At 73.8% G+C, this 22,253-nt stretch carries 21 protein-coding genes; all 21 read right to left on the bottom strand.

The features are described from left to right. Window positions 1–11 precede the first annotated feature (11 nt). Complete coding sequence (gene gmk, locus BFL37_RS02490; protein ID WP_086513582.1) at window positions 12–920, bottom strand: guanylate kinase; 909 nt, start codon at window positions 918–920, stop codon at window positions 12–14. Next, a complete protein-coding gene (gene pyrF / locus BFL37_RS02495; protein WP_086513583.1) occupies window positions 917–1,813 on the bottom strand; it encodes an orotidine-5'-phosphate decarboxylase in 897 nt (298 codons plus the stop codon). Before pyrF ends, gmk begins: the two co-directional genes overlap by 4 nt. Next, window positions 1,810–5,100 (bottom strand): carbamoyl-phosphate synthase large subunit, encoded by a 3,291-nt coding sequence (carB, locus tag BFL37_RS02500; RefSeq protein ID WP_086513584.1) that lies wholly within the window; start codon window positions 5,098–5,100, stop codon window positions 1,810–1,812. The genes pyrF and carB overlap by 4 nt, the downstream gene beginning before the upstream one ends. Continuing rightward, on the bottom strand, window positions 5,100–6,269 hold the full coding sequence (gene carA, locus BFL37_RS02505; RefSeq protein WP_172403724.1) for a glutamine-hydrolyzing carbamoyl-phosphate synthase small subunit: 1,170 nt from the start codon (window positions 6,267–6,269) through the stop codon (window positions 5,100–5,102). The genes carB and carA overlap by 1 nt, the downstream gene beginning before the upstream one ends. A gap of 5 nt (window positions 6,270–6,274) precedes the next feature. Further along, on the bottom strand, window positions 6,275–6,802 hold the full coding sequence (locus BFL37_RS02510) for a hypothetical protein (protein ID WP_086513586.1): 528 nt from the start codon (window positions 6,800–6,802) through the stop codon (window positions 6,275–6,277). Further along, window positions 6,799–8,223, bottom strand: coding sequence for a dihydroorotase (locus BFL37_RS02515; protein ID WP_086513587.1), 1,425 nt, complete (start codon window positions 8,221–8,223; stop codon window positions 6,799–6,801). Before BFL37_RS02515 ends, BFL37_RS02510 begins: the two co-directional genes overlap by 4 nt. Further along, window positions 8,220–9,176 (bottom strand): aspartate carbamoyltransferase catalytic subunit, encoded by a 957-nt coding sequence (locus tag BFL37_RS02520; protein ID WP_086513588.1) that lies wholly within the window; start codon window positions 9,174–9,176, stop codon window positions 8,220–8,222. Before BFL37_RS02520 ends, BFL37_RS02515 begins: the two co-directional genes overlap by 4 nt. Further along, on the bottom strand, window positions 9,173–9,757 hold the full coding sequence (gene pyrR / locus BFL37_RS02525; protein WP_086513589.1) for a bifunctional pyr operon transcriptional regulator/uracil phosphoribosyltransferase PyrR: 585 nt from the start codon (window positions 9,755–9,757) through the stop codon (window positions 9,173–9,175). Before pyrR ends, BFL37_RS02520 begins: the two co-directional genes overlap by 4 nt. Window positions 9,758–9,870: 113 nt before the next feature. Next, window positions 9,871–11,931: an acetate--CoA ligase gene (acs, locus tag BFL37_RS02530; RefSeq protein WP_086513590.1), complete on the bottom strand. Its 2,061-nt coding sequence runs from the start codon at window positions 11,929–11,931 to the stop codon at window positions 9,871–9,873. Between the two features lie 74 nt (window positions 11,932–12,005). After that, window positions 12,006–12,875 carry an ABC transporter permease gene (locus BFL37_RS02535; RefSeq protein ID WP_241533812.1) on the bottom strand — a complete coding sequence of 290 codons (870 nt, stop codon included), beginning with the start codon at window positions 12,873–12,875 and terminating at the stop codon, window positions 12,006–12,008. Further along, entirely contained in the window at window positions 12,872–13,924 is a 1,053-nt protein-coding gene (locus BFL37_RS02540; RefSeq protein ID WP_086513591.1) for an aliphatic sulfonate ABC transporter substrate-binding protein, read from the bottom strand. Before BFL37_RS02540 ends, BFL37_RS02535 begins: the two co-directional genes overlap by 4 nt. 52 nt (window positions 13,925–13,976) lie before the next feature. Next, entirely contained in the window at window positions 13,977–14,846 is an 870-nt protein-coding gene (locus tag BFL37_RS02545; protein ID WP_086513592.1) for an ABC transporter ATP-binding protein, read from the bottom strand. 91 nt (window positions 14,847–14,937) lie between these two features. Beyond that, window positions 14,938–15,351, bottom strand: a complete 414-nt coding sequence (nusB, locus tag BFL37_RS02550; RefSeq protein WP_086513593.1) for a transcription antitermination factor NusB — start codon at window positions 15,349–15,351, stop codon at window positions 14,938–14,940. 4 nt (window positions 15,352–15,355) lie between these two features. Then, complete coding sequence (gene efp / locus BFL37_RS02555) at window positions 15,356–15,919, bottom strand: elongation factor P (RefSeq protein WP_086513594.1); 564 nt, start codon at window positions 15,917–15,919, stop codon at window positions 15,356–15,358. A 107-nt stretch (window positions 15,920–16,026) separates the two neighbouring features. Further along, complete coding sequence (locus tag BFL37_RS02560; RefSeq protein ID WP_086513595.1) at window positions 16,027–16,467, bottom strand: type II 3-dehydroquinate dehydratase; 441 nt, start codon at window positions 16,465–16,467, stop codon at window positions 16,027–16,029. A 19-nt stretch (window positions 16,468–16,486) separates the two neighbouring features. After that, window positions 16,487–17,272 (bottom strand): SDR family oxidoreductase, encoded by a 786-nt coding sequence (locus tag BFL37_RS02565; RefSeq protein WP_086513596.1) that lies wholly within the window; start codon window positions 17,270–17,272, stop codon window positions 16,487–16,489. Next, entirely contained in the window at window positions 17,269–18,396 is a 1,128-nt protein-coding gene (aroB, locus tag BFL37_RS02570) for a 3-dehydroquinate synthase (protein WP_086513597.1), read from the bottom strand. The genes BFL37_RS02565 and aroB overlap by 4 nt, the downstream gene beginning before the upstream one ends. Further along, window positions 18,393–18,884, bottom strand: a complete 492-nt coding sequence (locus tag BFL37_RS02575) for a shikimate kinase (RefSeq protein WP_086513598.1) — start codon at window positions 18,882–18,884, stop codon at window positions 18,393–18,395. Before BFL37_RS02575 ends, aroB begins: the two co-directional genes overlap by 4 nt. Window positions 18,885–18,886: 2 nt before the next feature. Then, window positions 18,887–20,125, bottom strand: a complete 1,239-nt coding sequence (gene aroC, locus BFL37_RS02580; protein ID WP_086513599.1) for a chorismate synthase — start codon at window positions 20,123–20,125, stop codon at window positions 18,887–18,889. 52 nt (window positions 20,126–20,177) lie between these two features. Continuing rightward, window positions 20,178–21,068 (bottom strand): shikimate dehydrogenase, encoded by an 891-nt coding sequence (locus BFL37_RS02585; RefSeq protein WP_086513600.1) that lies wholly within the window; start codon window positions 21,066–21,068, stop codon window positions 20,178–20,180. After that, window positions 21,061–22,253: endolytic transglycosylase MltG (gene mltG, locus BFL37_RS02590; RefSeq protein ID WP_431305848.1), on the bottom strand; the 1,193-nt coding region annotated here is incomplete at its 5' end. The genes BFL37_RS02585 and mltG, both read right to left, overlap by 8 nt.

Genomic DNA, 22,253 nt, shown 5'->3' on the forward strand with positions numbered 1-22,253 from the left:
GCAGGTCCGCTTCATGGACCGACGGCCTTCCTGGATCTCATCAAGTCTACGACCTCGCGCGCCGCGTCCGCGACATCGCGGTTGACGACGAGGTGGTCGAACTCGTCCTGCGCCGCCAGCTCGACCTTCGCGGTGTCCAGCCGGCGCTGCTGCTCCTCGGGCCCCTCGGTGCCGCGGCCGACCAGGCGGCGCACGAGCTCCTCCCAGGTGGGCGGCAGCAGGAAGACGAGGCGGGCCTCGGGCATCGCGGCCTTCACCTGGCGCGCGCCCTGGATGTCGATCTCGAGCAGGACGCTCCGGCCCTCGGCCAGCGCCTGGTCGATCGGCGCGCGCGGCGTGCCGTAGCGGTGCGCGTTGTGCACCGTGGCCCACTCGAGCAGCTCGTGCCGCTCGACCATCCGGTCGAACTCGGCGTCGGAGACGAAGTAGTAGTTGACGCCCTCGACCTCGCCGGGACGCGGCGCGCGCGTCGTGGCGGAGACCGAGAGGAGCACGTCGGGCTCGTTCTCGCGGATGAAGGTGGACACGGTGCCCTTGCCGACCGCGGTGGGCCCGGCGAGCACCACGAGGCGGCTGGGCTCCACGATCTGCTTCGCGGCCTGCCACTCCTCGAGGAAGCGGGTGAGGCGCACGCGCTGGTGCACGCCGAGGCCGCCGAGGCGCTTGGCGGTCGAGATGCCGAGGTCGCCGAGGATCCGCTCGAGCTTGGTGGGGCCGATGTTCGGGATGCTCGTGAGGAATTCGGTGACGCGGAGCGTGGCCTCGGCGCGGCGGACGGGATCCGCGGACGCGTCGAGCACGCCGAGCGGCGTGCGCTCCCCCGTGACGATGTCGTGCTTCACCTGGGCGCGCGCGCGGCGGGCGGCGACGGCGGCCTGGGACGCGGCGACCCGGTCGACCTCGGGTGGTTCGGGCCTCATGGCAGCACCTCTTCGAGTCGTCCGGCGTGGTCGGTGACGGCCTCCGCGACACGCCGTGGCCCTGCCGTGAGGATACTCCGCGATGCGGCCGCGATCACAACGCCGGCGGCCGGCCCGAACAGGGACCGGACATCGCCGAGCATCGCGCCCTGATGGCCGAAGCCCGGCGCCAGGATCGGCGTGCGGACGAGCCGCGCCAGGTCGAGCCCGGCGTCGGCGGCGTCGACGGTCGCGCCGACGACCAGGCCGAACGAGCCCGGCTCGGCCGACGGGTCGTCGAGCGGGCCGTTGGCGGCGACCGCGGCGTCCTGGATCCCGCGGGCGACCGTGCGGGCGCCCGCGGCGGATCCGTCGCCGGGCAGCAGGGCGCGCTGCAGCTCGCGCGCCTCGGGGTTCGAGGTGGCGGCGAGGACGAAGACGCCCGCGCCCCAGCGTTCCGCGGCGGCGCGGACGCCGTCGAGGGATCCGACGCCCGTGTAGGCCGTGAGGGTCACGGCGTCCGCGCGCAGCGGGCTGTCGGGCGCGAGCCAGGCGGCGCCGTACGCGTCGACCGTGGACCCGATGTCGCCGCGCTTGGCGTCGGCGATGACGAGGAGGCCGGCGTCGCGCGCGGCGGCGAGCACGCGCTCGAGGGCGGCGTACCCGGCGGATCCGTGGCGCTCGAAGAACGCGACCTGCGGTTTGACGATGCCGGCCCGTCCCGCGGTCGCCTCGACCACGCGGAGGCCGAACTCCTCGAGGCCGCGCGCGTCGTCGGCGAGGCCCCAGGCGTCGAGCAGCGACCGGTGCGGGTCGATGCCGACGCAGAGGTGCCCGCGCTCCCGGAAGGCGCGCGCGAGGCGCGCGCCGAACGGCGGGGCGACCGTGGCCGCCCCGCCGTCCGCGGTCGTCACCTGCGGGCCTCGCGGGCGATCGCGTAGTCCTGCAGGCTCGTGACGTCGAAGCCGGCGCGGATGGCGTCGAAGGACGCGACCGCGGCCGTGAGCTGCGCGATGGTCGTGAACAGCGCCTTGTCCGCCGCGACGGCCGCCGCGCGGATCTCGTAGCCGTCGGCGCGCGCGGTGCGGCCGGACGGGGTGTTGATGACCACGTCCACCTCGTCGCGGTTGATGAGGTCCACGATCGACGGCGAGTCGCCTGCGGCGGGCTCCTCGCTGTACTTGCGCACGACGCGCGCCTGGATCCCGTTGCGGCTGAGGATCTCCGCCGTGCCCGCGGTCGCGAGCACCTCGAAGCCGAGCTGCTGGAGGCGGAGCACCGGCAGCACGATGGAGCGCTTGTCGCGGTCGGCGACCGAGACGAACACCGTGCCGGAGAGCGGGAGGCCGCCGAACGCCGCCTCCTGGCTCTTCGCGAACGCCCGCGGGAAGTCGCGGTCGATGCCCATGACCTCGCCCGTGGAGCGCATCTCCGGGCCGAGCACGGAGTCGACGATGAGGCCGTCCTTCGTGCGGAACCGCTTGAAGGGCAGCACGGCCTCCTTGACGGCGACGGGCGAGTCCATCGGCACGTCGGATCCGTCGCGCTCGGGCAGGAGGCCCTGCGCCTTCAGCTCCGCGATGGACGTGCCGACCATGACGAGCGACGCGGCCTTCGCGAGCGGGATGCCGAGCGCCTTGGAGACGAAGGGCACGGTGCGGCTCGCGCGCGGGTTGGCCTCGAGGACGTAGAGCACGCCCGCGCCGATCGCGAACTGCACGTTGAGGAGGCCGCGCACGCCCACGCCCTCGGCGATGGCGCGCGTGGCGTCGACGACCTGCTGGATCTGGCCGCGCCCGAGCGTCACGGGCGGCAGGGTGCAGCTCGAGTCGCCCGAGTGGATCCCGGCCTCCTCGATGTGCTCCATGACGCCGCCGACGTAGAGCTCACGGCCGTCGTAGATGGCGTCGATGTCGATCTCGATGGCGTCGTCGAGGAACCGGTCGATGAGGAGGGGCTTGCCCTCGCCGATGATGCCCTGGTCGGCCATGCGCAGGAAGTAGTCGTGCAGGGTGGCGGTGTCGAAGACGATCTCCATGCCGCGGCCGCCAAGCACGTAGCTCGGGCGGACGAGCACCGGGTAGCCGATCTCCTCCGCGACGACCACGGCCTCGTCGATCGCCGTGGCCGTGCCGTTCCGCGGCGCCACGAGGCCCGCGGCGTCGAGGATCCCGGAGAACAGGCCCCGCTCCTCCGCGAGGTCGATGGCCGAGGGGCTCGTGCCGAGGATGGGGACGCCCGCGGCCTCGAGGCCCTTGGCGAGCCCGAGCGCGGTCTGGCCGCCGAGCTGCACGACGACCCCGACGAGCTCGCCCGCCCGCTGCTCCGCGTGCACGATCTCCAGCACGTCCTCGAGCGTCAGCGGCTCGAAGTAGAGCCGGTCGCTCGTGTCGTAGTCGGTCGAGACCGTCTCCGGGTTGCAGTTGATCATGATGGTCTCGAAGCCCGCGTCGGACAGCGCGAAGGACGCGTGCACGCACGAGTAGTCGAACTCGATGCCCTGGCCGATGCGGTTCGGGCCCGAGCCCAGGATGATCACCTTGCGGCGGTCGGACGGCACGATCTCCGTCTCGGAGTCGTAGCTGGAGTAGTGGTACGGCGTGATGGCGGGGAACTCCCCCGCGCACGTGTCGACCGTCTTGAACACGGGGCGGATCTCCGCCGCGTGGCGCGCGTCGCGCACCTCCTGCTCGGAGAGGCTGCGGATCTCGGCGATCTGCGCGTCCGAGAAGCCGTGGTCCTTCGCCTCGCGCAGCGTCTCCGCGTCGAGCTCGGCGGCGTCGCGCACGGCGTCGGCGACCTCGTTGATGAGGACGATCTGGTCGATGAACCAGGGGTCGATCTTCGTGGCGTCGAAGACCTGCTCCGCGGTCGCGCCCGCGCGGAGGGCCTGCTGCACCGTGACGATGCGGCCGTCGGTGGGGATGCGGCTCGTCTCGAGCAGCTCCTCGACCGAGCGGCTCTCGGCGCCCCAGTGGAACGAGGATCCGCGCTTCTCGAGCGAGCGCAGCGCCTTCTGCAGCGCGGTGGAGTAGTTGCGGCCGATGGCCATGGCCTCGCCCACCGACTTCATGGTGGTGGTGAGCTCGGCGTCGGCGGCCGGGAACTTCTCGAACGCGAAGCGCGGCACCTTCACGACCACGTAGTCGAGCGTCGGCTCGAAGCTCGCGGGCGTGACCTTGGTGATGTCGTTGGGGATCTCGTCGAGCCGGTAGCCGATGGCGAGCTTCGCCGCGATCTTCGCGATCGGGAAACCCGTCGCCTTCGAGGCGAGCGCGCTCGAGCGGGAGACGCGCGGGTTCATCTCGATGACGATGAGGCGGCCGTTCGTCGGGTCCACCGCGAACTGGATGTTGCAGCCGCCGGTGTCGACGCCCACGCGCCGGATGATGTCGATGCCGATGTCGCGCATGTGCTGGTACTCGCGGTCGGTGAGCGTGAGCGCCGGTGCGACCGTGATCGAGTCGCCCGTGTGCACGCCGACGGGGTCGACGTTCTCGATGGAGCAGACGACGACCGTGTTGTCGGCCGTGTCGCGCATGAGCTCCAGCTCGTACTCCTTCCAGCCGAGGATCGACTCCTCGAGGAGCACCTCGGTGGTGGGGCTCGACTGGAGGCCGTCGGCTACCATGCGCTCGAGCTCGGCGCGGGTGTGCGCGAAGCCGGATCCGAGGCCGCCCATGGTGAAGGAGGGACGGATCACGAGCGGGTAGCCGAGGTCCTCGGCGAACTCCACGGCCTGCTCGAGCGTCTTCGCGACGTGCGAGCGGGCGACGTCCGCGCCGGACTCGAGGACGAGGTCCTTGAAGAGCTGGCGGTCCTCGCCCTTCTGGATGGCCTCGACCTTCGCGCCGATGAGCTCCACGCCGTGCTTGGCGAGGATGCCGAGCTCATCGAGCCGGATGGCCGCGTTGAGCGCCGTCTGGCCGCCGAGCGTCGGGAGCACCGCGTCGGGACGCTCCTTGATGATGATCTTCTCGAGCACCTCGCTCGTGATCGGCTCGATGTAGGTCGCGTCGGCGAAGCCCGGGTCGGTCATGATCGTGGCCGGGTTCGAGTTCACGAGGATGACGCGCACGCCCTCCTCGCGGAGCACGCGGCAGGCCTGCGTGCCCGAGTAGTCGAACTCGGCGGCCTGGCCGATGACGATCGGCCCGGAGCCGATGACGAGGACGCTGTTGATGTCGTCGCGCTTGGGCATTACACGGTCTCCTGGGGGGTCGCGGCGGATGCGGGGGCGTCGCCCGCGGCGTGGATCAGCTCGATGAACCGGTCGAAGAGATACGACGAGTCGTGCGGGCCGGCGGCCGCCTCCGGGTGGTACTGCACGCTGAAGGCGGGGATGTCGAGGCAGTTGAGGCCCTCGACCACCTGGTCGTTGAGCGAGACGTGGCTGACCTCGGCGCGGCCGAAGCCGGCGGGGCTCTCGACGGGCCCGTCGAGCGGCGCGGAGACCGCGAAGCCGTGGTTCTGGCTCGTGATCTCGACGCGGCCGGTGCGGCGGTCGAGCACGGGCTGGTTGATCCCGCGGTGGCCGAACGGCAGCTTGTAGGTGTCGAAGCCGAGGGCGCGGCCGAGGAGCTGGTTGCCGAAGCAGATCCCGAAGAACGGGATGCCCTTCCGCAGCACGTCCTGCAGCAGCTCCACGTGGTACTGCGACGCCTCGGGGTCGCCGGGGCCGTTCGAGTAGAAGACCGCGGTGGGCGCGAGCTCGGCGAGTTCCTCCGTGGTGATCGACTGCGGCACGACGTGCACGTCGAGGCCGCGGGCGGCCAGGTGCTTCACCGTCGCGGTCTTGATGCCGAGGTCGAGCACGGCGACGGATCCGATGCGCGGCCCTTCCGCGGGGATCGTGTAGGTCTCCTGCGTGGAGACGTCGGCGGAGAGGTTCCGGCCCGCCATGTCGGGCGCCCGCCGCACCTGCGCGAGCTGCTCCTCGTCGCCGAGCGCGAAGGCGTTGCCCGAGAAGACGCCGGCGCGCATGGCGCCCTCGTCGCGGATCCGGCGGGTGACGGCGCGCGTGTCGATGTTCGAGATGCCCACCACGCCCTGCGCGATCAGGTCGTCCTCGAGGGTGCGCTGCCCGCGGAAGTTCGAGACCACGCGGGAGGGGTCGCGGACGACGTAGCCGGCCACCCAGATGCGGCGGGACTCCATGTCGTCGTCGTTCATGCCGGTGTTGCCGATGTGCGGCGCCGTCTGGAGCACGATCTGGCCCGCGTAGGACGGGTCGGTGATCGTCTCCTGGTAGCCGGTCATGCCGGTGGCGAAGACGGCCTCGCCGAGGGTCACGCCGCGGGCGCCGTACGCGCGTCCGACGTACCTCCGTCCGTCCTCGAGCACCAGGACAGCTGGTTCGTGTCGGGCCATGTCGGTCACTTCCCTTCGTTGTCGTCGTCGTGCGCAGGGCGCGTGATGTGGTGGAGGGCGTCGACGAGCGCGGTCTTCTCGTGCGGGTCGATCACCCGGAGGTACGTGTCGACCGAGGTGCCGGCCGCGGGGTCGAGCACCCAGGTGACGGCCACGAGGCCGCCCTCCTCCACGACGCGGTCGATCGCGTAGGTCGCGAGCCCGGACCCCGTGATGCGGTCGGCGGGCACGAGCACCTCGCGCTCGCCGTCGATCGCGAGGACGAGCCCGGCGTCGTGCACCCGGGCCGCGGCGCGACCCCGGAAGCCGAGGGGCCGGACGGTGAGCCGGTCGAGCGGCTGGCCGGCCGTGGTCGTGGCGACGTAGAGCACGTCGACCTCGAGCGCGGGCGCCGCGAGGTCCGCGGGCGGGCGGGGCGGCTCGGGCAGCGTCCGCTGGCGGCGGCGGCGCGCGCGCCAGCCGAGCGCCATGAGCGCGAGCAGCAGGACGAGGAGCGCGATCACGGTGAGCGCGGGTCCGAGGCGGTCGCTCATGCGCGACCCGCCGGGGCGTCGGACGCGGCGGCGTCGCGCGCATCGGTGTCGCGCGCGTCGGCGTCGGCCCGGTCGCGGAGGACCGCGGACCGGGCGACGGTCGCGCGGTCGACGAGGGCGCCGTCGAGCACCGTCGGGTAGCCCCGGTGGAACGTCGCGACGACGCGTCCGGGCAGCGTCATCTCCAGGTACGGCGAGTTGCCGCTCAGCCCGCCGAGGTCGTCGCGGCCGAAGACGCGCGAGGCGGCCGGGTCGTACAGCGTGATGTCGGCCGGGGATCCCGCCTCGAGCGCGTGCCCGTGCTCGGCGAGCCGGCCGATGCGCGCGGGCGCGTGCGACATGACGCGCGCGACGCCCTCCCAGTCGAGGAGGCCCGTGTCGACCATCGCGAGCTGGACCACGGAGAGCGCGGACTCGAGGCCGACCATGCCGAACGCGGCCGCGTCCCACTCGCAGTCCTTGGCCTCCGTCGGGTGCGGCGCGTGGTCGGTCGCGACCACGTCGATCGTGCCGTCGGCGAGCGCGGCGCGGAGGGCCTCCACGTCCTCGCGGCGGCGCAGCGGCGGGTTCACCTTGTAGCGCGCGTCGTACCCGGCGACCAGGTCCTCGGTGAGGAGCAGGTGGTGGGGCGTGACCTCGGCGGTGATGTCGACGCCGCGGGCCTTGGCCCAGCGGATCACGTCGACGGACCCGGCGGTGGAGACGTGGCAGACGTGGAGGCGGGATCCGACGTGCTCGGCGAGCAGCACGTCGCGCGCGATGATCGACTCCTCGGCGACCGCGGGCCAGCCCGTGATGCCGAGCTCGCCCGACAGCGCGCCCTCGTTCATGGTGGCGCCCTCGGTGAGGCGCGGGTCCTGCGCGTGCTGTGCGATGACGCCGTCGAACGCCTTCACGTACTCGAGCGCGCGGCGCATGAGGAGCGGGTCCGAGACGCACTTGCCGTCGTCGGAGAAGACGCGGACGGCGGCGCGGCTGGAGGCCATCGCGCCGATCTCGGCCATCGACTCCCCCGCGAGGCCCACCGACACGGCGCCGATCGGGCGCACGGTCGCGTACCCGGCCGCGTCGCCGAGGGCCTTCACCTGCTCGACGACGCCCGCGGTGTCCTGCACGGGCATCGTGTTGGCCATCGCGAAGACCGCCGTGAAGCCGCCGAGGGCCGCCGCGCGGGATCCGGTGAGCACGGTCTCGCTCTGCTCGTAGCCGGGCTCCCGCAGGTGCACGTGCAGGTCGACGAGGCCGGGCAGGGCCACGAGGCCCTCGGCCTCGACGACGTGCGCGCCGTCGGGCGCCTCGAGGTCGGGGCCGATCTCCCGGATCCGCCCGTCGGCGACGAGGATGTCGGCGCGCGCGCCCCCGGGCAGGGTCGCGCCGCGGATCAGGTGGGTGTCGTCGGGGTTCATCGCGTTCTGGGTCATCGGTCGGCCTTCCCGTCGCCGGACAGCAGGAGGTAGAGGACGGCCATGCGCACCGAGACGCCGTTGGCGACCTGCTCGCGCACCGTGGACCTCTCCGAGTCGGCGGCGGCGGCGGATATCTCGAGCCCGCGGTTCATGGGCCCCGGGTGCATGACGATCGTATCGGGCCCGAGGAGCGCGAGGCGCGCGTCGTCGAGGCCCCAGATGCGCGCGTACTCGCGCGGGTTCGGGAAGAAGGCGGCGCGCATGCGCTCGGCCTGGATCCGCAGCATCATGACGGCGTCCGGCTTCCCCTCGACGAGCGCCTGGTCGAGGTCGTAGCGCACGGTGACGGGCCAGGATCCGACGCCCACCGGCACGAGCGTGGGCGGGGCGACGAGCGTGACCTCGGCGCCGAGCGTCGTGAGCAGCCAGGCGTTCGAGCGCGCGACGCGCGAGTGCAGCACGTCGCCGACGATGACGACGCGCGCCCCGTCGAGGCTCTTCCCGCGCGCGGCGGATCCGTGCAGCCGGCGGCGGATGGTGAACGCATCGAGCAGCGCCTGCGTGGGGTGCTCGTGCGTGCCGTCTCCCGCGTTGACGATGCCGGCGTCGATCCAGCCGCTGCCCGCGAGCGTGTGCGGCGCGCCGGAGGACGGGTGCCGGACCACGACGCCGTCGGCGCCCATGGCCTGCAGGGTCTGCGCGGTGTCCTTGAGGCTCTCGCCCTTGGAGACGCTGGATCCCTTGGCGCTGAAGTTGATCACGTCCGCCGAGAGGCGCTTCGCCGCCGCCTCGAACGAGATGCGCGTCCGGGTCGAGTCCTCGAAGAAGAGGTTGACGACCGTGCGGCCGCGGAGTGCGGGGGTCTTCTTGATCTCGCGCGTGCCGACGTCGGCCATGTCCTCGGCGACGTCGAGGATGCGGACGGCCTCGTCCCGGGACAGGTCGCGCGTGGAGAGCAGGTGCCTCATCGCGCCGCCCCCTCGCCGGTCGACCCGGACCCGGGCTCGTCGTCGGGGCCGGCGATGCTCACCGAGTCCTCGCCGTCGATCTCGTCGAGCCGCACGAAGATCCGCTCGGCCAGGCTCGACGGCAGGTTCTTGCCCACGAAGTCGGCGCGGATGGGGAGCTCGCGGTGGCCGCGGTCGACCAGCGCGGCGAGCCGCACGGCCGTGGGGCGGCCGAGGTCGCCGATCGCGTCGAGGGCGGCGCGCACGGTGCGGCCGGAGAAGAGCACGTCGTCGACGAGCACGACCGTGCGGCCGTCGACGCCGCCCGCGGGCAGGAGCGTGGGAGCCGGCGCGCGGGTCGGGTTCCGCTGCAGGTCGTCGCGGTACATCGTGACGTCGAGCGAGCCCACCAGGTCGGCGGGGGCCTCGGGCTCGAGGCGGGCGATGATCCGCCCGATGCGCTCGGCGAGGACGGTGCCGCGGGTCGGGATGCCGAGGAGCAGCAGGTCGTGGGGACCGCGGTTCGACTCGAGGATCTCGTGGGCGATGCGCGTGAGCGCACGGGTGATGTCAGAGGGCTGCAGCACGATGCGCTGAGGCAATCCGACCTCCTTCCCCGCCTCTCGGGACGGATGTTAAAGGTGGTCTGTTCCGGGAGCACTCTAGCGGGTCTCCCCCCGGACGCGGGGGCCCGGCGCCCCGCCCGCGCGTGTCCTCAGCGCGGCGACGCGTCGAGCACCGCGCGGATCCGGCCGAGCACGGCGGCGTCTTGGAGGCTCGTGGCGTCGCCGAGGGTCCGGCCCTCCACGAGGTCGGCGAGGAGCCGCCGCATGATCTTGCCCGAGCGCGTCTTCGGCACGTCCGGCACCGCGACGATCCGGCGCGGCTTCGCGACCGGCCCGATGGCGCGGGCCACGTGCGCCGTGAGGACGGGCCCGAGCTCCGCGGCGAGCGCCGCCCAGCCGTCCGCGTCGTCGTCCGCCGGGCGGTCGTCGCCCCGCGGCACGACGAACGCGATCACGCGCTGCCCGGTGAGGTCGTCGGCGACGCCCGTGACGCCGGCCTCGCCCACGCGCGGGTGCGCGACGAGCGCCGACTCGATCTCGATGGTGGAGAGCCGGTGCCCGGACACGTTGACGACCTCGTCGATCCGCCCCTGCAGCGCCACGTCGCCGTCGGCGTCCATGCGCGCGCCGTCGCCGGCGAGGAACCAGCCGCGGTCGGCGAAGCGCTCCCAGTAGGCGCTGCGGTAGCGGGCCGGGTCGCCCCACACCGTGCGGGCCATGCCGGGCCAGGGGCGCTGGATCACGAGGAGGCCCGACTCCCCCGGCGCGACGTCGTCGCCCGCGTCGTCGACGACCGCGACGCGAAAGCCGGGGAGCGCGCGGCCGGCGGCGCCGGGCTTCAGGGTGGAGACGCCCGGCAGCGGCGCGATGACGGCGGCGCCCGTCTCGGACTGCCACCACGTGTCGACCACGGGTGAGGATCCGCCGCCGACCTCGCGGTGGAACCAGCGCCACGCGGCCGGGTTGATGGCCTCCCCCACGGATCCCAGCAGGCGGATGCTCGACAGGTCGCGGCCCGCGATCCCCTCGGGGAACCAGCCCATGAGCGACCGGATGAGCGTGGGCGCCGTGTAGTACGTCGTCACCCGGTACCGCTCGATGATCTCCAGGTGCCGCCCGCGGTGGGGCGTGTCGGGCGTGCCCTCGTAGATCACCTGTGTGAGCCCGTTGGAGAGCGGCCCGTAGATCTCGTAGGTGTGCGCGGTGACCCAGGCGAGGTCGGCCGTGCACCAGTGCACGTCGTCGGGCTTGGCGTCGAAGTGCGCCCAGTGCGCCCAGGACGCGTGCGTCAGGTAGCCGCCGGAGGTGTGCACGAGGCCCTTGGGGCGGCCCGTGGTGCCGGACGTGTAGATGATGAAGAGCGGGTGCTCGGCGTCGAAGGCGCGGGGCTCGTGCACGGGCGAGGCGGATCCCACGGCGTCGTGCCACCACACATCGCGGCCCGCGGTCCACGGCACGTCCTGCCCGGTGCGGCGGACGACGAGCACGTGCTCGATCGAGGCGACGCCCGCGACGGCCTCGTCGGCCTGCGGCTTGGTGGCGACGGCCGTGCCGCGGCGGTTCTGGCCGTCGCTCGTGATGAGGAGCTTCGCGCCCGTGTCCTCGACGCGGAAGCGCAGCGCCTCCGCGGAGAAGCCGCCGAAGACGAGCGAGTGCACGGCGCCGATGCGCGCGACGGCCAGGGTCGCGACGACGGTCTCGACGAGCACGGGCAGGTAGATGACGACGCGGTCGCCGGGACCCACGCCGAGGGCGGTGAGCGCGTTGGCCGCACGCGACACCTCCTCCTGCAAATTTCGGTAGGTCACCGTGCGGCGGTCGCCGGGCTCGCCCTCGAAATGCAGGGCGACCTTCTCGCCCCGGCCTCCGGCGACGTGCCGGTCGACGCAGTTGGCGGCGACGTTGAGGCGCCCGCCCGCGAACCAGGTGGCCTCGGGGACCTGCGGGGTGCCGTCGGCGGCGACCGGCGGGATCCACGTGTGCGCGGTGTCCCACGGCGTCTCCCAGTCGAGGCGGCGGGCGGCCTCCTCCCAGAAGGCGACCGGATCCGCCTCGGCGCGGTCGTACGCCTCCGCCTGCACGTTGGCGGCGGCGGCGAGCGCGGCGGGCGGCGGGAAGAGCGCCGGCTCGTGCGCCGCGGCGTCCGGGGCGTCGAGGGCGGTCTCGGCGGGGCGTGCGGTCTCGGCCTGCTCGGTGCGCGGGGAGGTCATGCGCCGACGCTACGTGCGCCCGGGCCGGGAACCGGAACCGGGATGTCACGCGACGACATGGACGACGCCGGGCGTCACCCCCAGCGGCGCACGAGCACGCGCTCGACGAGGCCGACCACCGCGTCCGTGACGGCGCCCAGCACGGCGAGCAGCACGATCGCCAGCAGCACCCTGTCCACGCGTCCGTTCGCCGACGACTCCGTCAGCAGGTACCCGAGCCCCATCGAGGCGGCGAGCAGCTCGGCCGCGACGAGGAACAGCCACGACTGCGCGAGCGCGAGCCGGAGGCCGGAGACGACGGCCGGCAGCACGGCGGGCAGCTGCACGGTGACGAGCAGCGGGATCCGCGTGAGCCCGAACGCGCGCCCCACCTCCACGAGGTGCGGGTCCACATGCCGGAGCGCCCCCGCGACCGTCGTGTACACGGGGAACATGGCGCCGATGGCGACGAGCGTGACCTTGGAGTCCTCGTTGATCCCCATCCAGAGCAGCAGCAGCGGCACCCACGCGAGCGACGGCACGGTGCGGAACGCGCCCGCGGTCGGCGCCAGGAGCAGCCGGCCGACGCGCGACAGACCGACCACGGCACCGAGCACGAGGCCCACCGTGGCGCCGAGCGCGAAGCCGAGCAGCACGCGCTGGAGGGAGATCGCGACGTACTGCCCGAGGATCCCCTGCTCGGCGAGCTGGACCCCCGCGCGCACGACGTCGAGCGGCGCGGGCAGCAGGTGCGGCGGGACGGCACCCGTGGCGGTGGCCGCGGCCCAGATCCCCACGACCAGGAGCGGGACGACGAGGCCGAGGCCCGCGCGGGCGAGCGTGCCGCGGGTGGAGCGCCGGGGCGTGGTCGCGCCCGGGGTGCCCGGGGTGCCCGGGGTGCCCGGGTCCGCGCGGAGGCCGCCCGCGTCGGTCCCGCTGCCGGCCGCCGTGTCGAGGGCGGTCATCCGGCGGTCCCCGCGGCGGGATCGGCGGCCTTCGCGAACCGCGGCTCGAACAGCTCGTCGAGCGCGGCGTCGACCTCCCCCTGGTCCTGCACGTCGCCGGACTCCACGAGGATCGGGCCGACGCGCTCCAGGACGTCGCGCTGCGCGTCGCCCGGCACGGGGCTGATGCCCAGGTTCGTGCGGTCGATGACGGTGGACGCCACGGCCGGGTCGATCGCGGCGGCCTGCGCGAGGATCGCCGCGGTCTCGTCGGGGTGGTCGACGGCCCAGGCGCGCGCCTCCTCGTAGGCGTCGACGACGGCCTGCGCGAGGTCGGGCGACGCGTCGAGGAAGGACTGCGTCGCGTTGAGGAACCCGTAGGTCGCGAAGTCGACGTTGCGGTACAGCAGCGTGGATCCCGCCTCGGCCTCGCTCGCCGCCATGAGCGGGTCGAGCCCGGCCCACGCGTCGACCGAGCCGTTCTCCAGGGCGGCGCGGCCGTCGGCGTGCTGGAGGTTCTGGATGGTGACGTCGGAGACGGGGATGCCCGCCTCGTCGAGCGTCTGCAGCAGGAAGAAGTACGGGTCGGTGCCCGTCGTGGCGGCGATGTCGGCGCCGCGGAGCTGGTCGACGCTCGTGATGGGCGATCCCTCCGGGACGACGATCGCGGTCCACTCGGGCTGCGAGTACACGTCGATGGTGCGGATGGGCGAGCCGTTGGCCCGGGCCAGCAGCGCGGCGGATCCGGCGGTGGATCCCACGTCGACGGCCCCGGCGCGCAGCAGCTCGTTGGCCTTGTTCGACCCGGCGCTCTGCACCCAGTCGACCGTCACGTCCGACCCGAGGCGCTTCTCGACCAGGCCCTGGTCCCTCACGATGAGGCTGAGCGGGTTGTAGGTCGCCCAGTCGAGGGTGAGCGTGTCGGCGCTCCAGCCCGCGGGATCCGCCGAGGCGTCGGCGGCGGGCGCGACGGACGAGCCCTCCCCCGCGGCGCAGCCGGCGAGGAGCATGACGGCGGCGCTCGCGAGCGCGAGGCCGGGGAGGGATCTGCGGGGAAGGAGACGGGTCACGGTGGGTCCTCGGTGCGGTGTCGGGTGGTGCGGGTGGCGGTGCGGGTCCGGCTCAGCGCGCCCGGTGGCCCGGCACGCCGAGCCCCTCGAGCAGCTCGGCGCGGAGGGCCGCGAGGGTCGCGTCGCCGCGGTCGCGCGGGCGGGCGCCCGGCACGTCGAGCACGCGGCGCACGGTCGCGCCGGGTGCGGCGCCCTCCGCGGTGTCCGGGCCGAGCAGCACCACGCGGTCGGCGAGGTGCAGCGCCTCGTCCACGTCGTGCGTGACGAGGAGGACCGTGGTCGGGATCGCGGCGTGCACGTCGAGCAGCAGGTCCTGCATGCGGAGGCGCGTCAGGGCGTCGAGCGCCCCGAACGGCTCGTCGAGCACGAGGACGCGGGGCCGGCGCGCGAGGGCGCGGGCGAGCGAGGCGCGCTGGGCCATGCCGCCGGACACCTGCCGGGGACGGAGGTCCGCGGCCTCGGCGAGGCCGGTGAGCTCGAGCAGGTCGCGCACGCGGGCGTCGCCCTCCGCGCGCGGCACGTCTCGGGGCAGGCCGAGCCGCACGTTGGCGCGGATGGTGCGCCAGGGCAGGAGCCGCGGCTCCTGGAACGCCACGGCGGAGCGCTGGTCGACGTCGCGCACGGGCGTGCCGTCGATCAGGATGGATCCGACGTCGGGCCGGTCGAGCCCGCTCACCTGGCGGAGGAGCGTCGACTTGCCGCAGCCGGACGGCCCGAGGACCGCGACGACGTCCCCCGCGGCGAGGTCGAGGTCGACGTCCCGGAGCACGGTGCGGCGGGCGCGGGATCCGTCGACGGCGAAGGAGCGGCCGACCCCGCGGAGCGCGACGGCCCCGGCCGAGGCGGTCGCGGCGCCGCGCGGGGCATCGCCCGGGTCGGGAGTCGCGGGATCGCGGTGCGGGGCGGAGACGGTGACGGGCATGACCCGACGCTAGGGCGACGCGCGCCCCCGCGGACCCCCGCCCGTCACACGCCGTCGCGCCGCGTCATGCGACGTAACGCGGGTGGCGCGATCAGGCCTGCGTCGCCGCGATCCGCGCGAGCATGCCGTTGACGAACGAGGCCGACTCGTCGGTCGACAGCGACGACGCGAGGTCGACGCTCTCCGAGATCGCGACGCCGTCCGGCACGTCGGCGTTGAAGAGGATCTCCCAGATGCCGATGCGCAGGATCGCCCGGTCGACGGCCGGCATGCGGGCGAGGGTCCAGTTGACCGAGTACGTCTCGATGAGCTCGTCGATCTCGTCCTGGTGGTCGACGACCCCCTCCGCGATCTCGCGGGCGTATGCCCAGGAGGCCTGCCGGTCGGGCTCCGCGGCGGCGCGCTGCTGCTCGACCGCGAGGGTCGCGGGGATGGACTCCCCGCGGATGTCGGCGACGTAGAGGACGTCGAGGGCGCGCTTGCGCGCCTTGGTGCGTGCGCTCACGGGGTCAGTCGGTGACGCGGCCGAGGTAGTCGCCCGTGCGGGTGTCGACCTTGACGCGCGTGCCCTGCTCGAGGAAGAGCGGGACCTGGATCTGGTGCCCGGTCTCGACGGTCGCGGGCTTCGTGCCGCCCGTCGAGCGGTCGCCCTGCAGACCCGGCTCCGTGTACGTGATCGTCAGCACGACCGACGCGGGCAGCTCGACGTAGAGCCCCTCGCCGTTGTGCAGCGCGACGGTCACGCTCTGATTCTCGAGCATGAAGTTCTTCGCGTCGCCGACCTGCGCGGCGGACAGCGTGATCTGGTCGTAGTCGCTCGTGTCCATGAACACGAAGTTCTCGCCGTCGGCGTAGAGGTACTGGAAGTCGCGGCGGTCGACCGTCTCGGTCTCGATCTTGGCGCCGGCGTTGAACGTGCGGTCGACGACCTTGCCGCTCATCACGTTCTTGACCTTGGTGCGCACGAACGCGCCGCCCTTGCCCGGCTTGACGTGCTGGAACTCGATGACGGTCCACAGCTGGCCGTCCATGTTGAGGACGACGCCGTTCTTGATGTCAGCGGTAGAGGCCATGCGGGAGGGTCCTTGCCTGTTCGACGAGCGGGAGGTGCGGCGTCGGTGCGGCCGCGCGGGGATGCCGGTGCCGACCTTCGGGCGGCGGGGCGATCCGAGGGATCAGCCTAACGGGTGCCGGTCACGACGTGCGCGAGGGCCAGGAGGTAGGAGCTCTGCCCGAAGCCCGCGATGACGCCCGTGGCGACGGGCGAGACGACGCTGGTGTGCCGGAACTCCTCGCGCGCGTGCGGGTTCGACAGGTGCACCTCGATGAGGAGGAGGCCGGCCTTCGTGACGAGGGCGGCGGCGTCGCGGAGCGCGTACGAGTAGTGCGTGAAGGCCGCGGGGTTCATGATCACGGGGGTCCGGGTGTCCACGGCCTCGTGCAGCCAGCCGATGAGGGTCGCCTCGTCGTCGGTCTGCCGGAGGTCGACGTCGACGTCGGCGGGCGCGAAGGCGACGAGCTCCCGGCGGAGGTCGTCGAGGGATCCGGTGCCGTACACGTCGGGCTCGCGGCTGCCGAGCCGTCCGAGGTTGGGGCCGTTGAGGACGAGCACGCGTGACATGCGCCCAGCCTAGGGCGGGTCAGCCGACGCTCTGGCCGCCGTCCGAGCGGATGCGCTGGCCGTTGATCCAGCCGCCCTCCGCCGACAGCAGGAAGCACACGAGCGCGGCCGCGTCGCGGGGCTCGGCGAGCCGGCCGCGGGGCGTGGCCTGGCGGAGGCCCTCGCGCAGCTCGGGCGTGAACCACCCGGTGTCGGTGGGTCCGGGATCCACGAGGTTGGCGGTGACGCGCACGTGCTCGAGCTCCCGCGCGGCGGCGATGACGATGCGGTCGAGCGCCGCCTTGCTCGCCCCGTACGCCACGTTGCCCACGACGTGGTCGCTCGTGAGCGCGACGATGCGGCCGGCGCCGGGCTCGGCGCGGTAGCGTCGCGCGAAGCCCTGGATCAGCTGGAGCGACGCCCGGACGTTCACCGCGAGGTGCCGGTCGAGGGCCTCCACGCTCGTGTCGAGGAGCCCGCTGTCGACGGACTCGGCGTGGCTGAGGACGAGGCCCGTGATGGGGCCGAGCTCGCGCTCGACCTCGTCGAGGATCCGCTCGGCCGCGCCGGTGTCCATGAGGTCCGCCTCGACGGCGTGCGCCCGGCCCCCGGCGCGCTCGACCGCCTCGGCGACCCGGGCGGGATCCTCCGGCTGCGGGCCCCACGGCATGCGGGCGTCGTAGGCCGACCAGTACGAGAAGGCGACGTCCCAGCCGCCGAGCGCCAGGTCCTCCGCGATGGCCGCGCCGAGTCCCGCGACCCGGCCGACGCCCGTGACGAGGGCGACGGGACGGGCGGGCGCGTCCGGATGCGCGGGGTCGGTCACGAGCCGATCTCCTGGTACGCCGCGAACAGCAGCGCCTCCTCGGGCCCGTTGAGCACGCTCGCGCGGCCGACGCCGTCGAGCACGATGAAGCGCATCATGTCGCCGCGCGCCTTCTTGTCGCGCTTCATGCTGGCGACGAGCGTGGGCCAGCGGCCGACGGGGTAGCTGGTGGGCAGGTCGAGCGAGTCGAGGATCCGGCGGTGCCGGTCGACCGCCTCGTCGGACAGCGAGCGCGTGAGGCGGGAGAGCTCCGCGGCGAAGACCATGCCGACCGCGACGGCCGCGCCGTGCCGCCAGCGGTAGCGCTCCGCGTGCTCGATGGCGTGGCCGAGCGTGTGGCCGTAGTTGAGGATCTCGCGGCGGCCCTTCTCGGTGAAGTCCTCCCCCACGACCTCCGCCTTCATCGCGATCGCGAGCTCCACCACGCGGCGGAACTCGGGGCTCGTGGGATCCGTGACGCGCGCCACGTCCCGCTCGATGACGTCGAGGATCTCCGGCACCGCGATGAACCCGGCCTTCACGATCTCGGCGAAGCCCGTGACGATCTCCTCGCGCGGCAGCGTCGCGAGCAGGTCGAGGTCCACGATCACGGCGGTCGGCGCGTAGAAGGCGCCCACGAGGTTCTTGCCCTCGGAGGTGTTGATGCCGGTCTTGCCGCCGACGGCCGCGTCGACCATGGCGAGCACGGTGGTGGGGATCTGGATGAGCATCACGCCGCGCAGCCAGGTGGCCGCGACGAACCCGCCGAGGTCGGTCGTGGCGCCGCCGCCGAGCGTGATGACGGCGTCCGATCGCGTGAAGTCGGTGGTGCCCATGATCTTCCAGCAGAACGCCGCGACCTCGACGCGCTTGGCGCCCTCCGCGTCGGGCACCTCCGCGAGGTACACCTCCACGTCGCCCTGCAGGCGCTCGCGCAGCCGGGACGCCTCGTCGGCGAGGGCGGGCGCGTGCACCATGAGCACCTTGCGGACGCGCGGGCCGAGCAGCGCGCCGACCCCGGCGACGAGGCCGCGGCCGACGGTGACGTCGTAGCCGGGCGTGCCGGAGACGTGGATCACGGTGGGCGCGTCGGATTCCGCGACGGCGGTCTCGGTGGTGGCGTCGGTGGCGTGAGGGTCGGTCATGGCTGCCTTTCCCGGGCGAAGCGCTCGATCTCGCGGACGATGCGCGGGAGCGGGCGGTCGGAGGTGTCGATGGTCAGGTCGGCGAGCGAGCGGTACAGCTCCTCGCGGTCGGCGACGATGCGGCGCCAGCTCTCGAGGCCGTCGACGAGCGGGCGGTCGTGGCCGCGGATCCGCGCGCGCACGGCCTGCTCGCTGACGGTGAGGAGCACGACGCCGCAGGCCTCGAGGTCGGCGCGGGTGGCGGGATCGAGCACCGCTCCCCCGCCGAGCGACACGACGCCGTCGTCCGCGAGGGCGCGGGCCACGGCATCGCGCTCGAGCTCGCGGAACCGCGGCTCGCCGTGGTCGCGGAAGATGTCCGCGATGGATCCGTGCGCGGCCACGACGGCCCTGTCGGTGTCCGTGAACGGCAGCCCCAGGGCCTTCGCCACGCGGCGGCCGACCGTGGTCTTGCCCGCGCCGGGCGGGCCGATCAGGACGACCGGCACGCTCAGGCCTCGGGCGGTGCGGGCGGCGCGGCGTCCGCCTCGTCCACGAGGTCCGCGCCGGAGCGGCGGCCCTCGGGGATCGCGTCGAGGTAGCCGCGGAGGTTCCGGAGGGTCTCGCCGACGGAGTCGCCGCCGAACTTCTCCAGCACCGCGTCGGCGAGCGTGAGGGCGACCATGGCCTCGGCCACGACGCCCGCGGCGGGGACGGCGCACACGTCGGAGCGCTGGTGGTTCGCGGGGGCGGCTCCGCCCGTCGCGGTGTCGATGGTGCGGAGCGCGCGCGGCACGGTGGCGATGGGCTTCATGCCCGCGCGGACGCGGAGGACGGTGCCCGTCGACATGCCGCCCTCGGTGCCGCCGGCGCGATCGGTGGAGCGCCCGATGCCGGCGGCCGTGGAGAACAGCTCGTCGTGCGCCTCGGATCCGCGGCGGGTGGTGGTGAGGAAGCCGTCGCCGACCTCGACGCCCTTGATCGCCTGGATGCCCATGAGCGCGGCTGCGAGCTTCGAGTCGAGCCGGCGATCCCAGTGCACGTGCGAGCCGAGGCCGGGCGGCAGGTCGTAGGCGAGCACCTCGACGACGCCGCCGACGGTGTCGCCGCTCGACTTCGTGTCGTCGACCTCGGCGACCATGCGGGCGCTCGTCTCGGGGTGGAAGCAGCGCAGCGGATCCGCATCCAGCGCGTCGACGTCGGCCGGCGTCGGCAGCGGCGCGCCCTCGGGCACGCGGACGGGGCCGATGGAGAGCGTGTGGCTGACCAGCGTGATGCCGAGCTCGGCGAGGAACGCGCGCGCCACGGCGCCGAGGGCCACGCGGGCCGCGGTCTCGCGGGCGCTGGCGCGCTCGAGCACGGGACGCGCCTCGTCGAAGTCGTACTTCTGCATGCCCACGAGGTCCGCGTGGCCGGGGCGGGGACGCGTGAGGGCCGCGGCGCGCGCGCCCTGCAGCTTCTCCGGGTCCACCGGCTCGGGGCTCATGACGTCGACCCACTTGGGCCACTCCGTGTTGCCGATGCGCACCGCGATGGGGCTGCCGAGCGTGCGCCCGTGGACCACGCCGGTCGAGAGGCTCAGCTCGTCCTGCTCGAACGCCATGCGTGCACCCCGGCCGTAGCCGAGCTTGCGACGGGCGAGGTCGGCGCGGATGCCGTCGAGGCTGACGGGCACGCCCGCGGGCAGGCCCTCCAGGACGGCGATGAGTTCGGGTCCGTGGGATTCCCCGGCGGTGAGCCAACGCAGCATGCCCCCATCCTCCCACAGCGGTCGGCGACGATCCCGCGGCGCGGAGGAGGCGTCAGACGCCGATCCAGGCGGTCCGCGGATCCCGTCCGACGCTCGCGAGCATCGCCTCGAGCACGCGCCCCTCCCCCGGCAGCGGGCGCTCCGCGTCGCCGTGGACGAACAGGCGCACCTGGCCGAGCGCCTGGTGCACGAGCATGTCGATCCCCGGCACGACGCGCCCGCTCGCGCGCTCCCACGCGGAGGAGACGCCGGTGGGCCACGGCGCGTACGTCACGTCGAGGAGCACGGTCACCGCGGGCAGACCGGTCGGCAGCGGCACGGACGCGGCGGCGTCGCCCGGCAGCGTGCTGACCACGGTGTCGGCCTCGCGGAGCGCGCTGACGGCGTCGTCGAGCGGCACGACGCGGAGCGCGAGGCCCAGCTCGTCGGCCAGCGGGGCGAGCTCCCGGCCCTGCTCCGGGCGCCGGGCCGCCACGGTCACCTCGTGCGCGCCCATGCGCGCGAGCGCGACGACCGCCGAGCGCGCGGTGGATCCGGCGCCCAGCACGACCGCGCGTCCGCACCGCTCGACGCCCGCCATCCCGAACGCCCGGACGATCCCCGCGACGTCCGTGTTCGCGCCGCGTCGCCGCGTCCCACCCGCGCCGTCGTCCTCGAGGAGCAGGGTGTTGGCCGCGCCCGCGAGCCGGGCCGTGTCGTCGATCCGGTCGAGGAGCGGCAGCACGTCGCGCTTGAGCGGCATCGTGAGCGAGAGACCGCGCCACCCCGACCCGAGGCCGTCGACGAACGCGCCGAGATCCGCCCCCGTGCAGTCGACCGCGTCGTAGGACCAGTCGAGCCCGAGCACGCGGTACGCCGCCCCGTGCAGCCGGGGCGACAGCGAGTGGGCGATGGGGCTGCCGAGGACCGCCAGCCGCACGGCCGGGGTCCGCGGATCAGCCATTGCCCGGGTTGTCCCTCATGAACTGCTGCCACTGCGCGACGGCCTTGAGGTGCTCCTCGTACGTCTCCGAGAAGACGGTGTCACCCGTGATGGTGTTGACCGTGACGAAGTACAGCCACGGCCCGTCCGCGGGGGCCATCGCCGCCTTGATGGCGAGGTCGCCGGGGTTCGAGATGGGGCCGATGGGCAGGCCCGGGTGCACGTAGGTGTTCCACGGGTTGTCGTCGGCGCGCTCGGCGTCGGTGGTCGTGACCCGGCCGGAGGACTGCGCCCCGTAGGCGACGGTGGCGTCCGACTGCAGCGGCATCCCGATGTCGATGCGGTTCTGGAAGACGCGCGACACCTTGTAGAAGTCGCCCTCGAAGCGCGCCTCCTTCTGGATGAGCGCCGCCATCGTGAGCACGCGGTGCCTGTCGGCGGCGGGCACCCCGGCCTGGTCGAGCGCCTGGAAGGTGCGGCTCACCATCGTCTTCACCATGTCCGTCGCGGAGGTGCCCGGCGGGAAGTCGTACGTGGCGGGGAAGAGGTAGCCCTCGATGTTGGGCGCCTCCGCGGGGATGCCGAGCGCGGCGCGGTCCTCGACGGCGGCCTCGAGGTCGGCGACGGGGGTGCCGGTGCCCTCCGCGATGAGCTCGAACGCCTGCGCGGCGGTCTGGCCCTCGGGGATGGTGACCATGGCCTGGACCTGGCTCGCGGGATCCTGCAGCATCGCCAGCGCCGAGGCCGCGCTCATCTGCTTCCGCAGCACGTAGGTCCCCGGCTGGAACACGACCTCGCCGCCGGAGCTGACGACGGCCTGGTAGAACGCCTTGGACGTCTTCACGACGTCCTGCTCGGCGAGGGTGTCGCCGATGGTGCTGCCCGTGTCGCCGGTCTTGACGACCACCTGCACCTCGCCGGATCCGTCGCCGTCGTAGTCGGTGGGCTCGGCGGGGGTAAGCAGGGCGGACACGACCGGCCCGAACAGCGACGTCGCGATGACGCCGGCGCCGCCGAAGAGCACGACGAGCAGCACGACGACGTACGGCCACTTGGGGTGGCGGCGCTTGGGCTTCGCGGGCGCCGGCGAGGGCGGCACCGCGCCGGTGCCGGTCGGCACGGACGCTCCCGCCTGCTCGACCACCGGGATCGTCGCGGTCGTCGGCACCTCCGTGAGTCGGATCGGCCCGTCGGAGCGGTGCCGCC

It is taken from the genome of Clavibacter michiganensis (assembly GCF_002151125.1).
GTDB lineage: Bacteria > Actinomycetota > Actinomycetes > Actinomycetales > Microbacteriaceae > Clavibacter > Clavibacter michiganensis_C.